This window comes from Pseudodesulfovibrio sediminis (genome assembly GCF_020886695.1).
In the GTDB taxonomy this organism is placed as follows: Bacteria; Desulfobacterota; Desulfovibrionia; order Desulfovibrionales; family Desulfovibrionaceae; genus Pseudodesulfovibrio; species Pseudodesulfovibrio sediminis.
Map to the genome: position 1 here is coordinate 3,169,812 of NZ_AP024485.1, position 16,390 is coordinate 3,186,201.

The window sequence follows — 16,390 nt, forward strand, 5'->3', positions numbered from 1 at the left end:
CCAATGGTTGGGCCAGTTCGAAATTTCTACAATAATATATTGAAGTAAATTCGCTCTGTTTATTCATTTAATTCAAGTTATTATATGGTCACTCGCGGAGTTTTCAGGGTTGAAGAATAAAATATTGTGTAAAGGGGAACAGAGAGTGTGTCGTCAAGGTTGAACGACAAAGTGGGGTGAAACGCCCCGTTTTTTGATGGCAGGAGCGAAAAATGAGGGGCTCAGTCGCTCTAGAGGTGCGTTTTATCTGTCGGTACATTTTGTACCGGTGATACAAATTGCACCGATTCGTGTGAGGTCAATGTGATTAGCCCGCTTTTTCTGGCTGGGTAAAGGTGTGCCATCCTCAACGACGGGTGGAGAGAATTGTAAGCTAACACGCCATATTCCTTGTTATTAATGAAAATGTGTGGATTCTTCAGTGTAATCTGATATGTGAAAAGTGGCACATACTTTGCCTATGTTTGTGCAGGAATCGGTTGGAGCCGGTGATGGAAGTCAGAGTGACATAAAGAGAGTGAGCCATGCATCCAGAGAAAAAATCCTCATATGAAGGGTTGTCCCGCAACATTGTGTTGACCGTGATTACTGTCTCCATGGCTCCGTTGATTCTCGTGGGTGGCCTGATTTTCCATCAATTCCGTTCCATATATAGAGTAAAGGTCTATTCGCATCTCTGCGAGGTGGTGGACAAGCACAAGGATACGGTAAACACGTTCCTGTTGGAAAAGCTCAATGAGGTGCAGTATCTCAGCCGCGCCTATTCCTATGCCGAACTGACAGCTCCCGGTGTCTTGAGTGAAACCCTGCGCGGCATGCAGCAGCAGTATGGCCGCATTTTTGTGGATCTCGGCATAGTAGACGAACAGGGCCGTCAGGTGAGCTATGCAGGGCCGTTCAATCTGCTCGATGCCGACTATGCCGAGGCGGACTGGTATGTGAACTCGCGCGACCGCGCATCTTCCATCAGTGATGTCTTCCTCGGGTTGCGCCAGTCGCCCCATTTCATCATTTCCATCAATAGTGAGGACGCGGATCGCAAGTGGACCCTGCGTGCCACCATAGATTTCCTGGCCTTCACCCATCTGGTGGAGAACATCCGTATCGGTGAAACCGGGTACGCCTATATTCTCAACTCCGAAGGCGTGTTTCAGACCCGGCATGCGGACAACCGCGAGCAGCGGCTGACGCTGACGCCGGTCAAGAACATTCCCTATCCGGAAGCGCCCCAGGGGGTGACCATCAGCGAATCGGAAGGCAGCGACGGCGAGACCTATCTGACGATTTCCTCGGACCTGAAGAACGGTGAGTGGCAGTTGGTCTACCAGCAGAGCGTGGCCGATGCCTTTTCCGACATGTCCCGTACCGAAAACATTACGTTGCTGGTCTTTCTGCTGGGCGGTCTCTGCATCGTGGTCATGGCCGTTGTCGTCTCCCGCAAGTTGGTACATCGGTGCAAGTTCATTGATGCGGAATCCGAACTCCTGAACAGGCAGATGGTCGAGACCGGCAAGCTGGCCGCCATTGGCGAGCTGGCAGCGGGCATAGCCCATGAAATCAATAATCCCGTGGCCATCATGATCGAGGAGGCGGGCTGGGTTTCCGATCTGCTTGAAGACGAAGGCGGGGAACTGCCGTCCTGCAGTGAGATTGACCGTGCCCTGGCTCAGGTGGCGACCCAGGGGCGTCGGTGCAAGGATATCACCCACAAACTGCTCAGTTTTGCCCGGCAGACCGATTCCAGGGTGGGCGAAGTCGATCTGCCTTTACTCATCCGTGAGGTGGTGGAGATATCCATGCAGCAGGCGCGCTGCGTGCGGGTGGAGTTCTCTCTTGATCTCGATGAGTCGGTGCCCTCGGTTCATGCCTCGGTCACGGAGTTGCAGCAGGTGCTGTTGAACCTGATCAACAACGCCATTCAGGCCATGGAATCCGATGGCGGAACCCTTGCCATTGCCTGTTTTGCCGACAGTAGTCATGCGATCATGGAAGTGGCTGACACCGGCCCCGGTATACCCGCCGCCAACCTGAGCCGGATATTCGACCCATTTTTCACCACCAAGCCGGTGGGCAAGGGGAGCGGCCTCGGCCTCTCCATATGTTTCGGAATCATCCATCAGATGGGTGGAGAGATAGATGTCGAGAGCACTGTGGGCGTGGGGACCCGATTCACCATTCGGTTGCCGCTTCCGCATGTCTCCCATGAACAGAAAACCGTAGCAAAGGAGATTCACCATGTCTGATGCCACCGTGCTTATTGTGGACGATGAGGTGGGGTTCGTCAGTACCATGTCCAAGCGTTTGAACATGCGCGACATGGTCGTTTACACTGCGTACGAAGGGGCCGCTGCCATGCGGCAGCTCGCTGAGCACGCTGATATCCAGGTCGTCATTCTGGACATGAAAATGCCCGGCAAGGACGGGCTGACCGTGCTTCAGGAGATCAAGGAGCTCTACCCGCTGGTGGAGGTCATCATGCTTACGGGGCACGCCACTGTCCCTACGGCTATCGAAGGTATTCAGCACGGCGCGTTCGATTATCTGATGAAACCCTGTAGTTTCGACGGGTTGACCGAGAAAATTCTGCAGGCCGTTGCGCTCAAGGAAGAGCATGAAGGTGAAGCGATTGAAGCGCGTGTAAGTGACATAGCCAATCGAATGGCGTAATGGAACAGGTAATAGCGAATACAAATGACTGATCGCACGAACGTCAAATTGCTTGTTGTGGACGATGAAACCGGGTTTGCCGAGGTGCTGTGCAAGCGTATGACCCGTCGGGGTGTACACGCCATGCCGGTGGCCAGCGGCGAGGAAGGGGTGCGGCTTCTCAGGAAGCATGAGTTTGACGTCGCTATTGTGGACCTCAAGCTTCAAGGTATGGATGGCATTGAAATATTGAAATTATGTACGATACTGGCCCCGGAGATGGCCGTGCTCATGCTGACGGGGCACGGCAGCGTGGAAGCGCGGAATACGTGCATGAAGCTGGGTGCGGCCAGTTATCTGTCAAAGCCCGTTGATTTCGAGCGGCTGTACTTGAAGGTGCTGATGCTTGGGGGCGCGAAGGTGGATGCATGAACAGGATCAGGGTTCTTCTGATCGACGACGAGGTCGATTTCACCGCTCCCCTGTCCAAGCGTTTGGGCAAACGGGGGTTCGCAGTGCGGACCGTCGCTGGCGGGCAGGAGGCCCTGCAGGCCCTGGCCGAAGAAGAACCGGAAGTCGTTTTGTTGGATATGAAGATGGCTGGCATGGATGGCATCAAGACCCTGAGCGCTCTCAAGCGGAGCCACCCTTTGGTGGAGGTCATCATGCTCACAGCGCATGCGAATACGGATATCGTTATCTCAAGCTTGGCGATGGGAGCGTTCGATTACCTCCTGAAGCCGGTGGAGTTGGAAAAATTGGTTCTCAAGATAGAGGATGCGGCATTTCAAAGAAAAAAGAACCTGAGACATGGCAATAGCTGTGACAACAGGCAAGAATAACAAAAGAAAGAGAGGAGAGTTATGCGTTTTTTTACTGAATGGGGAAGATTCATGATGGCCGGGGCAGGCGCCATGGCCAAGTGGGAGATAGCCAACGCGGAGTCCATTGTGAGCAGTCGTAAAAAGCTGTTGCTCATCGCACTGCTGGTCATCCCCATCATCCTGGGCGGTATCGCCTTTGCCGACGATATCGGACCGGTCCTGCCTAACCTGCTGGGCGGCAAGAAAGCCTACAGCCCGGCGTTCTACTCTCTGGGTATCTTTCTTGTTTCCATTGCCATCGGCGTGGGAGCGGGACTTATTACCGGCTGTATCGGCGCGGGCGGCGGGTTCATCATCGCTCCGGCTCTCATGTCCGCCGGTATCAAGGGTATCCTGGCGGTGGGTACGGACCTGTTCCATATCTTTGCCAAGGCGATCATGGGCAGCGTCATTCACCGCAAGCTCGGTAACGTCTCCGTGGCGTTGGCTGCCGTGTTCCTCATAGGAGCGGTCCTCGGTGCGACTGCGGGCGGCGTCATCAACCGTGTATTGTATGAGATCAACCCGGTTCTGTCCGACGCATTCATCACCTCCATCTATTCGCTCATGCTCGGCTTCCTGGGCTTCTATGCCCTGACCGACTTTCTGCGCTCCCGCAAGGCCGGTGGCGCAGGCGATGCGCATGGTGGCGAAGAAGGGGCCGACCTAGGCGCCATGTCCAGGTCCCTGCAGGACATCAAGTTCCCGCCCATGATCTCCTTTGACAAGGATCTGGTGCCCGGCGGACGCAGGATTTCCTGGATATTCCTGGTGCTGTCCGGTGCCCTCGTGGGTCTGGCTGCGGGCATCATGGGGGTCGGCGGCGGCTTCCTGACCTTCCCGATTTTCGTCTATGTCCTCGGTGTATCTTCCATGACCACCGTTGGCACGGACATCTTCCAGATCGTGTTCACCGCAGGGTTTGCCTCGGTCTCACAGTATGCCATTTACGGCTTCATCTTCTACACATTGGCCATGGGCATGCTCATCGGCTCATTGCTCGGCATCCAGATCGGTGCGCTGGTCACCAAGGTCGTGCCTGGCATCACCATCCGTGGTTTTTATGCCATGGCCGTGCTGGCCGGTTTCATGAATCGTATCTTCGCACTGCCCGGCAAGCTGGGTGAAATGGGGGTCATACCTGTTTCTCCGGGGCTGGGTGCAATCTTGAGTGACATAGGCATATGGCTCTTCTTCATTGTCATCGGCGGGTTCTCTGTCTGGGTCATCGGCACGTTCCTCAAGAATATTCCTGCGCTCAAGCGCAAGGAGGTCCTTTAAAATGATATATAACAAGAAAGAATTCTACGGTGGAGCCGTACTCCTGATAGCCTTCTTCGTGGTCTTGTATCTGATGTTCCAGCCGATGTTCTCAGGGCATAATGCGATGGAATATCTCGATAACCTCTATAACTCGATTTCCAAGGGGTCGGTGTATTACATCCCTGCCCTCAAGGAAGAGGTGGCCCCGTATGCGAACAAGCAGGTCTCCATGGATTTGGCGTATGACACCGAGATAGAGGCGTCACAGTCAGCCCTTCTGTTCACCCGGGCAGGGGCGCAGGCGCAGGTGGCAGGCAACACGTTGCGGGTGTCCGGCTCTCTGGGGGGCATGCTGAATACCAGTCTGGCAGACGCTGAGGCCATGTATCACAATGATGGCAAGACCATCACCGCCAGGTATGACCTGGAACCCCGACGGGCCATGTTCAACTGGTGGACCAGTCTGAAGCTCATGGACAAGTCGCTGAAGTCCCATCGTGAATTCGCGGCGGCAAAGGTGATTGGCAATGTGGGCAAGAAGGCTGTTGAGGCTTCATATAACTATTTCAAGGTTGAACCTGTCCAGATCATGGATCAAATTGGAATGGTTGTTTTTTCACTGGCGTTTTATGTTTTCTATACTTTGTGGTATGGCTTTGCCATCCTCTTCCTTTTTGAAGGGTGGGGACTCAAGCTCAGTCATTAATTCCCGTTAATTCTACCATACCCAAACCAGGGTGCGGCTCGGCAGCCTCAGGGCGCCGGGTCGTACCCCCCTGGTTGGTTTACTTTCAAGGAATTTCATTTTATTTGAGGATGATGAGGAGCGTACAATGAACCTCCAGAATTACTACGAGACTGTCATGGAACTCAGCCATGGCATCGTGGTCACCCTCGATCTTGACGGGCGCATCATCCATGGCAACGCCGAACTGGAGGCGCTCTCCGGGTATTCCATACAGGAGCTTGCCGGCCGTGATTGGTTTGTCACCTTCATCCATAAGGGTGAGCGTCGGATGGCGCGCCGCGCGTTGTTTGAGTCCGCACATGGTCAGGGCGTCTCCGCTTTTGCCGGAGTGATCACGGCCAAGGACGGCGATATCGTCTACGTCAACTGGAATCTCAAACCCCTGACGGATTACAACGGGGAGGCCGTTTCCCTGCTGTGCGTCGGTCAGGATGTGACAGACCTGGTCCTTCGCGAAAAAGGATTGTTGCGCGAGCGGTTTACGCTCCTTGAACGAACCAAGGAACTCAACTGCCTCTACGAACTCAGTTTGCTCTCAGCTGATGTTGATCAGGAGCTGGAAGTGCTGCTGACCAAGATGATCGACCTGTTGCCGTCCGCGTTTCAGAACCCGGCCATGACGTTTATCCGTCTGAAGCTGGACCAGCGCATCTGGGAAACGCCGGGATATGTGGACACGGATCACATGCTTACCGAACAGATCATGGTCAACAAGGAGCGGCGTGGGGTGTTGTCCGTGGCCGTGCGAGAGAAGGGACGCGGCCGTGTCGCCTTCATTGAGGACGAGATGGATCTCTTTGCCACCGCGGCCCAGCAGATCGCCGTCACCATCGCCAAGAAAGAGACCCGCAAGGCCAAGCATGAGCTGGAGCGTCAGCTCAGGCAGTCCGACCGACTGGCCAAGATCGGGCAGTTCTCGGCCGGTGTGGCCCACGAGATCAACGAGCCTCTGGCCAATATTCTGGGTTTTGCCGAGCTGGCTCTGCAGACGCCCAACCTGTCCGGACAACTGGTCACGGACTTGAACAATATCGTGGATTCTTCCCTGCATGCCCGCGAGATCATTCGTAAGCTGATGTTCTTTGGCCGACAGTTGTCGCCGCAGTTCGTGACACTCAATTTCAATGAGGCCGTGGAGCAGGCGCTGCGAATCACCGAGGCAGGGGCCATGCGGAATGACATCACGATCATCCGGGATTTTGATGTGTCCCAGCCCGTGGTCAGCGCGGACCCGCAGCACGTCAAGCAGGTGGTGGTCAATCTGGTGGTCAATTCCATCCAGGCCATGGAGCGTGGGGGCAAGGTGAACGTACGAACATGGTCCAATGATACGGATGTGTATCTCATTGTGGAGGACACCGGGACAGGGATGGAGCCGGAAGTCCTCAAACAGATTTTCACTCCCTTTTATACCACCAAGGACGTGGACAAGGGATCAGGGCTTGGCCTTTCCGTGACACATGGTATAGTCAAGGCACATGGCGGGTTCATTCAAGTGGACAGCAGGCCCGGTGAGGGTACGCGGGTGGAAGTGGCCATCCCCTGTCCCAACAGCAACAAGGGTGTTGACTCATGAGTGATGCCATACGCATTCTGGCAGTAGATGATTCCAGGGCGACCCTCGAGGTGCTCAAGCGCAATCTTGAACCCGAAGGCTACCAGGTCTTTACCTGTGAACGCGTGGATGAGGCGCTGTCTCTGCTCGATGAGTTGGACATAGACCTGGTGATCACGGACTACCGGATGCCCGAAGCCACCGGGCTGGACCTGATCAAGCACGTCCGAGCCAATCATCAGGACGTGGATATCATGATGATCACCGGGTATCCTTCCATCCCCGGCGCTGTCGAGGCCATCAAGGACGGCGCGGGCGAGTACCTGGCCAAGCCTTTTACCACCGAAGAGCTGTTATCGTCGGTCACGCGCATCGTTGACCGACTCCGCCGCAGACGCGTGCTCTCCACCTCGGATACGCCCCCGGACAATTTTGGGATTATCGGTAACTCACCGGAAATGCAGCGAGTGTTCAGGCGCATACAAAAGGCCGCTTCCACAGACGCCAACGTGCTTATCTCAGGAGACTCCGGCACCGGCAAGGAGCTGGTGGCCCGTGCCGTGCATTACAACTCCAATCGGCGAACCGCATCATTCGTGCCCGTCAACTGCACGGCCATTCCAGACAGTCTGGTGGAATCCGAGTTGTTCGGTCACGTCAAGGGCGCGTTCACCGGCGCCAAGGATTCTCGGGCGGGATTCTTCGAGATCGCCCACGGCGGTTCGATCTTTCTGGACGAGATCGGCGATGCCAGCCCCAACATGCAGGCCAAGCTGCTGCGCGTGATCCAGTCCAAGGAATTTTCCAAGGTCGGTTCCAGTCTGGTGCATACCGTGGACACCCGCATACTGGCCGCTTCGCACAAGGATTTGAAGCAGTTGGTGGAGGAAGGGGGCTTTCGTGAGGATCTCTATTACCGCATCAACGTGGTGGATATCCCGGTTCCGCGCCTGTGTGAGCGGGGTGATGACATTCTGGTGCTCATCAATCTGTTCCTGACCAAGTTTTCACAGGCCATGAACCGTGTGCCGCCCAACCTGACGGATGAGGCCCTGCATGCGTTGCGTACCCATGCCTGGCCCGGCAATGTTCGTGAACTGGAGAATCTCATTCAGCGGCTGGTGGTCATTGTGGACCATGACCCCATCGAGGTCACTGACCTGCCTGATTCCATGCGCTTCAGCCTGCCAGTGGAGGGGAGCGTCAACCGTTCCCTGGCCGAGGTGGAGTACGAGCATATCCGCAATGTGCTGACCATGGTCCGGGGCAACAAGACCCGCGCGGCAGAGGTGCTGGGCATCAACCGCAAAACCCTGCGGGAGAAGCTGAAGAAGATGGAGAGCGGGAAGGGGCAATAGGGTGCCATTTTCCCGGTGCAGTCCTCGGGGACTATCCCAGCGAGCCTGACTTGATGTGCAGATCGCGCTGCGGGAAGGGGATCTCGATGTCATTTTCCTTGAACAGATCCCAGATATTGAACAGGACTTCACTGGTGACGTTGCCCACACCGTCTTCGGCGTCTGCAATCCAGACACATAACTCCATGTCCACAGAGCTGTCTCCAAAGCCGGAAAGGCGGGCCAGTGGAGGTGGGGTGCGCAGTATGCGTTTGATGCCCTTTGTGGCGTCTTCCATGATTTTTTTGACTTGATGGATGTCGGACGCATAGGACACGCCCACCGGAATGACCAGACGGACATTGGTATTGGAGTAAGACCAGTTGATGACCTCATTGGTGATGAGTTTCTCATTGGGAATGAGGTATTCCTTGCCGCTGCGGGTCAGGACCGATGCGTAGCGGGCGTGCATGTAGCGAACCGTACCGAAAACGCCGACCAGTTCGATGACATCGCCGGGCTTGATGGACTTGTCGAGCAGCAGCAGGATGCCGGAAATATAGTTGGCAAAAATGGTGCGCAGGCCGAAACCGACGCCGACACCAAGGGCGCTGGAGAAGATGGTCAGGCTGGTCAGGTCGAGTCCGATGCTGGACAGGGTGAAGAGCAGGGCCGCGGTATACAGGCCGATGTTGATGAGTTTGTTGATCAACACCTGCAGTGAGGGAGACAGGGTGTGTGAAGTCTCGATCCGTTTGGCCGTGAAGGTGGAGATGACCCGGGCCAGTTGCAGGCAGATGGCCGCCAGAATCAACCCCTTGATCATGCCGTAGACCGAGATGGTGTTGCCGCCCATGGACAGGGACATGGTCTGGAGATAGCTGGTGATATAGCCGAGCAGGCCGACGATGTGGAGCAGGGCCAGCCCCCAGACGCAGAAGGCCACCAGCCGGGAAATCGCCCTGTTGGGAATGATGTAGGTGGACAGTCGGATAGCCACCCAGGCGATGGATAGATCGCTGGCGGCAATGATCCAGCGGGGAAAGTCATCCTTCATGACAAAGAAGCTGATGCATATCTGGGAGTACAGGAAGAAGGTCAGGCTATGGGTTACGGAGGCGGTCACCGAGAAGAGGGAGCGCAGGAACTCGTTGGAGACAGAGGCTTTGACCCAGCGACGGAACATGGGGCCGATGACAAGACCGAGTGAAAAGACCAGCACGACACCGAACAGAATGCATACCCACTGCGTTATGGCGTTGGGGGTGAGGAAATTGGTTTGCAACCAGTTCAGGAGGTTGTCGAGGTAGATTTCGAGGTTCTTCTGCATTTCATTCCTTGAGTGCATTGGCGGTAGGGACCGAGCGTCCTTTCTGCTGTCCGATGCATGTCGAATCCAATCCGGATTGACATGGAAATCTTTGTGGACGTCCCCATTCTTAGCGCATCCCGAAAAAATTTCCAATGGCAAATGGTGCGGTCCGGCGTCATGAGGGAGCAGTCAACCATCCCACGGCGTACACGAAAAAGCCCCGCAGCAAAGAAGAACTGCGGGACCTGATGGAGAGTCTGTTGTTATCCGATCTTTGTTTTCCCATCCAGCGTCATGACCGGTGCATAGTGCTGAGGCCTGCGATCACGGAAAAAACCCCAGCCCGCGCGGAAGTTGCGAATTTCGTCGAAATCCACTTCTGCCAACAGCACCCCTTCGGTCACGCGGTCGGCATCGGCGATGAGTTCGCCCATAGGATCGGTGATGTAGGATGAGCCATAGAAGGTCAACTCGACATCGTCGTCTATTTCTGTGCCGATGCGGTTGGATGCACACACAGGCATGACGTTGGCGGCGGCGTGACCCTGTTGGGTCCGTCGCCAATGGGGCATGGAGTCACACTCCGGCATGGTCGGTTCGGAACCGATGGCCGTGGGGTACATGAGTACGTCCGCGCCCATGAGCGCCATGGCACGGGCGGCCTCCGGGTACCACTGGTCCCAGCAGATGCCCACGCCGACGTTGCCATGGGCCGTTTCCCACACCTTGAATCCGGTGTCTCCGGGGTTGAAGTAGTATTTCTCTTCGTATCCCGGCCCTTGGGGGATATGGGTTTTGCGGTAGAGGCCGAGCATGGTCCCGTCCGCGTCCATCATGGCCATGGAGTTGTAGTATGCCTTGCCTGCGCGCTCAAAGAAACTCACAGGCAGGACCACGCCCAACTCCTGTGCCAGAGTGGAGAATCGTGCCAGAAGCGAATCTTTCAGAGTTGCTTCGTGGGCGTAGGCAAAATAGTCATGTTTCTGGGTTTTGCAGAAGTAGGGCCCCTCGAACAGCTCCTGCAGGAGGATGATCTGAGCACCCGAGGACGCGGCCTTGCGTACCAGGGATTCCGCCTTGTCCACGTTGGTGGCAAAGTCGTCGCCGCACGCCATCTGGGTGACGGCCAATGTCGTTTTACTCATTGCGCGCTCCTAAAACACGGGCAGCGGTGCGCCTTTGGGCTGCTGCTGGGTAATGCAGTGGATACCGCCGCCACCGGCGAAGATGTCGATACTTGGTATCTGGATGACTTCGCGGGTGGGGAAGGCGTCGCACAGTATCTTGTAGGCCACTTCATCCATGGGATCATCAAAGGAAGACATGATGATGCCTCCGTTGCACATGTAGAAGTTGATGTAGCTCAGGTCCATGCGCCAGTCCCCGTGGTAGCGCGGAGCGGGTTCGGGGATACGGATGATTTCAAGGGAGCGGCCCTTGGCATCCGTGGCTGCTTCAAGCCGTTTGATGGCGTCCTGGGTGACCGCGTAGTTGTTGTTCTCCGGGTCGGTGCAATCATGCACCATGACCACACCGGGACGAACGAAACAGGCGAGGATATCCACATGCCCGTTGGTCTCGTCATCCTCCAGACCATTGCCGAGCCAGATGACCTTTTCCGTACCGAGGTAGGCATGGAAGAGGTCTTCGAAGTCCGTGGCGGAGAAGCCCGCGTTGCGGTTGGGGTCGAACTGCACCTGCTCAGTGGTGAGCAGGGTGCCTTCGCCGTCAGTGTGGAGACCACCCCCTTCGATAATGAAGGGAGCAGCATACCTGCGCATGTTCAGGTGTTCCAGCACATGCAGCCCCATGGGTTCATCATATTTGCCTTCATATCGAGCTATGTGACCCCAGTCATTGAATATCCAGTCGACTCCGGCCACGCCGCCCCTGCCGTCCACCACAAAGGTGGGAGCCGAGTCGCGGGCCCAGGAGTCGCGGGTGTCCATGGGAACCAGCGTGGTGAAATCGCCGCAGTAGTACCTGGCGTCCTCCAGCAGCTCCGGGCGGCACATCATGTAGACCGGCTCGAACCGGGAGATCGCCTTGGCGACTTCCGCATAGGCGCAACGGGGTTTCTCCATGCCGCGCCAGACGCCCGGCTTGCATGGCCAGATCATCCATGTGGCTTCATGCTCGGCCCATTCGGCAGGCATGTGCAGACCGTCGCAGATGGGCGCACGGACGGGGATACGGATAGGTGTAACAGGAGTGTTCGCCATGGGTATTCCTTCAGTATTACTAATCAACGGTGTTGATCATGACATGTTTGGTGACCAGATAATCGCCCACCGCCTCGGCAGAGAGATCCTTGCCGAACCCTGACTGTTTGAAACCGCCATGCGGGGTCTCGGAAGCCAGCGGCAGGTGGTCGTTGACCCATACCGTGCCGAACTCCAGAGCGCGGCAGACGCGCATGGTCCGGGCGACATCGCGAGTGAAGACAGAGGAGGCCAGCCCGAAGTCGACGTCATTGCCCAGGGCAACGGCTTCTTTTTCGTCCCCGAAACTCTGGATGGTTATCACGGGACCGAAGACTTCTTTTTGCACGATTTCGGAATCCTGGGCAACGTCGGCGATCACCGTGGGCTGGAAAAAAGCGCCGGGACCGTCAATGACCTTACCGCCGCACAGGATGGAAGCACCGTCTTTTTCGGCGCGCTCCACAAACCCGGAAACCATGTCCAGGTGTCTGGCGGAGATCATGGAACCCATTTCAGTGGATGCGTCGAACGGATCGCCGACCTTGACCTTTTCCATGGCCGCGACCATGGCCTCGCGGACATCCGATTCAATGGATGTGTGACAGATGATGCGGGTGGCGGCGGTGCAGTCCTGGCCGGAGTTGCAGTACGCGGCCAGTGACAGTTTCTCGGCCACAAGGGAGATATCGGCGTCTTCAAAGACAAGGGCCGGGGCCTTGCCGCCCAGCTCCAGGTGCACGCGCTTGACGGTGTCTGCCGCGCTTTTCATGACCGCCACGCCCGTCTCGGTGGCACCGGTCAGGCTGACCATCCTGATGTCGGGATGGGTGGTGAGCATGTGGCCTACATTGCCCGCGACCACGTTGACCACGCCGTCAGGGATGCCTGCCTCGGCAGTCAGCTCTCCAAGCATGAGGGAGGTGCGCGGGGTCAGGGACGCGGGTTTGAGTACGGCTGTGCATCCGGCGGCCAGGGCAGGGCCGATTTTCCAGACGCCCATGAGCAGCGGGTAGTTCCACGGCGCGATCTGTCCGACCACGCCCACGGGGTCGCGGCGGTAGATGGAGGTGTATCCTTCGGCAAATTCACCGGCATGATGGCCACCTGTATCTCGGGCGGCGGCCGCAAAGAAGCGCAGATTGTCTATGCAGAAGGGCAGGTCCGCACCCAGGCTGAGGAATTCATAGGGCTTGCCTGTGTCTTCCGATTCCACCCGCGCAAATTCTTCCATGCGGGCCTCAAGCAGGTCGGCCAGCTTCCAGAGGGTCGCGGACCGGTCGGCCGGGGTCAGCCCGGACCAGCGACCGTCCTCAAAGGCGGTCTTGGCGGATTCCACTGCACGGAGGACGTCCTTCTCCCCTGCCTTGGCCACAGAGGCCACCACAGCCCCGGTAGCCGGATTCTCAACATCCATCTGCGCGCCGTCGGCGGCGTCAGTCCATTGGCCGTTGATCCATAATTTCATATCCATAGCGGGTCTCCTTAGTTCTTGGGCAGGGTCTTGATGACGTCTTCCATCTTGTTCAGCGCTTCATCCAGCAGTTCGTAGGGGATGTTCAGCGCAGGCTCGAAACGGATGCACTTGGCGTTGGTCAGGGTGCCTGCGGTGATGACGCCGCGGGCGAACAGACCGGACGCCACGGCGTAGCCGATTTCATCGCTGACGAACTGCATGCCGATGAGCAGACCGCGACCGGAGATGGTGTCGAAGATTCCGGGGTAGGTGTCAGCCATCTCGTTCAGCCGTTTCTTGACGTACTCGCCCTTTTCCTTGGCCTGTCTGGGCAGATCTTCCTCATGCATGACCGTAAGGGCGGCGAGGGCAGACGCGCAGGCAAGCGGGTTGCCGCCTGTGGTCGTGGTGTGCATGAACGGGTTCGGTTCCATGACTTCCCAGATCTTGGGGGTGGAGAAAAAACCGGACATGGGCACCACGCCGCCGCCGAGGGCCTTGCCGAAGCACATGATGTCAGGGGTCACATCCCAGTGATCCACGCCGAAGATTTCACCGGTGCGGCCAAATCCGGTCTGGACTTCATCGGCGATGAGCAGCACGCCGTATTTGTCGCAGATCTCACGCAGACGCGGCCAGTAGTCATCCGGGGGCACGATGGCACCGGCTTCACCCTGGATGGGTTCGGCCACGACACCGGCGATGTCGTCGCCCACGGCCAGGGCGTTCTTCAATTCCTGCTCGACAGCGTCGGCATCACCAAAGGGGACGTGGCGCACACCTTCCAGCAGGGGCAGGAGCGGGGCGCGGTAGTCGTTCTTGCCCATGAGGGACAGGGACCCCAGCGTCTTGCCGTGGAACCCCTTGAGCATGGAGATGAACCCTTTCTTGCCGGTGTAGAACTTGGCCAGTTTCATGGCACCTTCAACGGCCTCGGTGCCGGAGTTGGCAAAGAAACCGTACTGGATGTCGCCGGGGGTGAGGTGGGCGATGACGCGGGCGAGTTTGGCACGCAGCGGGTCGAGCATTTCCTGGGAGTACTGGGGCGAGCGATCGAGCTGTGCCTTGACGGCTTCCACGATCTTGGGGTGGCGGATGCCGTAGCTGTAGAGACCGAAACCGCCGAGGATATCGATATATTCGCGCTCAAGAGCGTCTACCAGTATGGAACCCTGCCCTGTCCATTCGGTCACGGCAAAGGAACCGGCCTCGGTGACGGACTTGCGGTATTCCAGAAAACCTTTGTTGATGTAGTCGCGGAAGTTTTCGACAGTCTCCGTGGCAATGGCCTTGCGGTCGTCGAGTGAAACTTCACCGACAGGTTGCTTGATGATGTCCACAAAGTCTGTCGCTTCCTGAAAGGCTTTCTTGATGTCGCGTGTCATGATTCTTCTCCGAACTGTTTATCTATTTGTATTTATGTGCTTTTGATTGATTCTAGTTGGCATTGGAGTCAGGCCCGTCCCTGACGTCTTCCACGGGTTTTCCCTCCACGATGGTCTTAATGATCTTGATGTCCCGGATAGCTTCCGGGGCCACGGTCGTGGGGTCGTGGGCCAGGATCACGAGGTCGGCATATTTACCTGGCTCGATGCTGCCGCGCTCTTTTTCTTCGAACGCACTGTAGGCGGCGTCGATGGTGAACATGCGGATGGCCTCCGTGGGCGTGAGCCGCTCCTCTTCGATGGGGTGAAGGACGGCGGCCTGGATGCCGGTCAGCGGGCCGTGGGGGGTGACAGGACAGTCTGAACCACCGCACATGACCACGCCTTCTTCACGCATGGTCCGGTATGGGTGAATCCAGCGCAGACGCTCCTTGCCGAACCTGAGTTCGTAGTCGTCCATGTCAACCAGATAGGGGAAAAATGCGGGCTGCATGCCAGCCAGAATGCCGGCCCTGCCCATACGCTCCACCTGATCCCGTGTCGGGATTTCACAGTGCTCGATGCGGTGGCGATGGTCGTCGCGGGGGTGTGCTGCGAGGGCTTTTTCCATGGCAGAGAGGACCTGCTCAATGGCGGCGTCGGTTTCGCAGTGGATGGCTACCTGCAATCCCTGCTTGTGAGCGCGCAGGATGAAGTCGTCCATGACCTCCTGCGAGAAATTCAATGTGCCGCAGTTGCCCGGCTGATCAAGGTACGGCTCGAACAGGGCGGCGGTATAGGCGTCGATGGCGCCGTCTGCGCAGATGCAGCCGCCGATGCGGGTGAGGTCCAGATCCACTGTCTCTTCAATGTCCATGACCTGATTCCAGAGCACGGTATGCACCGGGAGTTGGTCCGTGTTCCTGATCACCATCTGGGTGTCGCCGGGGCCGAACTCGCCGCCTTCCAGACAATGCAGGGTAGTGATGCCCTGTCGGATGGCCGCTTCGCATGCCTTGCGGAAGCTGGCCATTTTGACGTCTTCGGGCGTGAGGGAGGAAACAGCCGGGAACACATGGGTCACGGCGCCGGGGTCGCGCACCACGCCGGTGGGCTTGCCGTCGTCACCGAGGTCCATGCCGGGCAGGTCGGGCGGCAGGTTCAGAATATCCAGCGCCGTGGAATTGAGCGCACACATGTGCCATGAGGAATGGACCACCATGATGGGGTTGTCCGTGCAGACCGCATCCAGTTCTTCCTTGAGCGGAAGGCGCTTCTCCTTCAGCCCAAAGTCGTTCAGTGTGTACCCGAGAATCCAGGCACCCGGCTTGGCCTGTGCAGCGACTGCGCCGACCTTTTCATAGACAGTGTCCAGCGTCCTGGTGTTCAGAAAATCGATGCCGTTCAGGACCTGGCCAGTGAGACCAAGGTGCTGGTGGGAGTCAATGAAACCGGGAAGGACAGTGTGTCCTTCAAGGTCAATGACAGGCCACTTCTCGTCCATAAAGGCGGCCATGTCGGAGGTGGAGCCGACACTGCGGATACGTCCGTTTTCCACGGCTACGGCCGTGTGGCGGGAGTCCTTGTCATCCATAGTGAGGATGGTTCCATTCAAAAGCAGATAGCGATCATTCATGATAGTTGT

At 57.2% G+C, this 16,390-nt stretch carries 14 protein-coding genes; 8 read left to right on the forward strand and 6 right to left on the reverse strand.

The genetic code is table 11. The features are described 5' to 3' along the window. Window positions 1-524: 524 nt before the first annotated feature. From SRBAKS_RS15025 to SRBAKS_RS15060, 8 genes are all read left to right on the forward strand, one after another. Complete coding sequence (locus tag SRBAKS_RS15025; RefSeq protein ID WP_229591705.1) at window positions 525-2,243, forward strand: sensor histidine kinase; 1,719 nt, start codon at window positions 525-527, stop codon at window positions 2,241-2,243. Further along, a complete protein-coding gene (locus SRBAKS_RS15030) occupies window positions 2,236-2,667 on the forward strand; it encodes a response regulator (protein WP_229591706.1) in 432 nt (143 codons plus the stop codon). The genes SRBAKS_RS15025 and SRBAKS_RS15030 overlap by 8 nt, the downstream gene beginning before the upstream one ends. A 24-nt stretch (window positions 2,668-2,691) precedes the next feature. Then, a complete protein-coding gene (locus SRBAKS_RS15035; protein WP_229591707.1) occupies window positions 2,692-3,078 on the forward strand; it encodes a response regulator in 387 nt (128 codons plus the stop codon). Beyond that, complete coding sequence (locus tag SRBAKS_RS15040; protein WP_229591708.1) at window positions 3,075-3,488, forward strand: response regulator; 414 nt, start codon at window positions 3,075-3,077, stop codon at window positions 3,486-3,488. Before SRBAKS_RS15035 ends, SRBAKS_RS15040 begins: the two co-directional genes overlap by 4 nt. A 21-nt stretch (window positions 3,489-3,509) precedes the next feature. Beyond that, window positions 3,510-4,790 (forward strand): sulfite exporter TauE/SafE family protein, encoded by a 1,281-nt coding sequence (locus tag SRBAKS_RS15045; protein WP_229591709.1) that lies wholly within the window; start codon window positions 3,510-3,512, stop codon window positions 4,788-4,790. A 1-nt stretch (window position 4,791) separates the two neighbouring features. Continuing rightward, the gene (locus tag SRBAKS_RS15050; protein WP_229591710.1) at window positions 4,792-5,478 is read left to right on the forward strand and encodes a hypothetical protein; all 687 of its coding nucleotides are present in this window, start codon (window positions 4,792-4,794) and stop codon (window positions 5,476-5,478) included. Between the two features lie 127 nt (window positions 5,479-5,605). Next, window positions 5,606-7,096 (forward strand): PAS domain-containing sensor histidine kinase, encoded by a 1,491-nt coding sequence (locus tag SRBAKS_RS15055; protein WP_229591711.1) that lies wholly within the window; start codon window positions 5,606-5,608, stop codon window positions 7,094-7,096. Then, window positions 7,093-8,433, forward strand: coding sequence for a sigma-54-dependent transcriptional regulator (locus tag SRBAKS_RS15060; protein ID WP_229591712.1), 1,341 nt, complete (start codon window positions 7,093-7,095; stop codon window positions 8,431-8,433). Before SRBAKS_RS15055 ends, SRBAKS_RS15060 begins: the two co-directional genes overlap by 4 nt. Before the next feature lie 31 nt (window positions 8,434-8,464). On the opposite strand, the gene SRBAKS_RS15065 is transcribed toward SRBAKS_RS15060, so the two are convergent. From SRBAKS_RS15065 to SRBAKS_RS15090, 6 genes are all read right to left on the reverse strand, one after another. Continuing rightward, a complete protein-coding gene (locus tag SRBAKS_RS15065; protein ID WP_229591713.1) occupies window positions 8,465-9,742 on the reverse strand; it encodes a mechanosensitive ion channel family protein in 1,278 nt (425 codons plus the stop codon). Window positions 9,743-9,987: 245 nt separating this feature from the next. Beyond that, window positions 9,988-10,869, reverse strand: coding sequence for an N-carbamoylputrescine amidase (gene aguB / locus SRBAKS_RS15070; RefSeq protein WP_229591714.1), 882 nt, complete (start codon window positions 10,867-10,869; stop codon window positions 9,988-9,990). 9 nt (window positions 10,870-10,878) lie between these two features. Beyond that, on the reverse strand, window positions 10,879-11,946 hold the full coding sequence (locus SRBAKS_RS15075; RefSeq protein ID WP_229591715.1) for an agmatine deiminase family protein: 1,068 nt from the start codon (window positions 11,944-11,946) through the stop codon (window positions 10,879-10,881). Window positions 11,947-11,965: 19 nt separating this feature from the next. Next, the gene (locus SRBAKS_RS15080; RefSeq protein ID WP_229591716.1) at window positions 11,966-13,399 is read right to left on the reverse strand and encodes an aminobutyraldehyde dehydrogenase; all 1,434 of its coding nucleotides are present in this window, start codon (window positions 13,397-13,399) and stop codon (window positions 11,966-11,968) included. Window positions 13,400-13,410: 11 nt separating this feature from the next. Beyond that, window positions 13,411-14,766: a putrescine aminotransferase gene (locus SRBAKS_RS15085; RefSeq protein WP_229591717.1), complete on the reverse strand. Its 1,356-nt coding sequence runs from the start codon at window positions 14,764-14,766 to the stop codon at window positions 13,411-13,413. Between the two features lie 52 nt (window positions 14,767-14,818). Next, entirely contained in the window at window positions 14,819-16,381 is a 1,563-nt protein-coding gene (locus SRBAKS_RS15090; protein ID WP_229591718.1) for an amidohydrolase, read from the reverse strand. Between the last annotated feature and the right edge of the window lie 9 nt (window positions 16,382-16,390).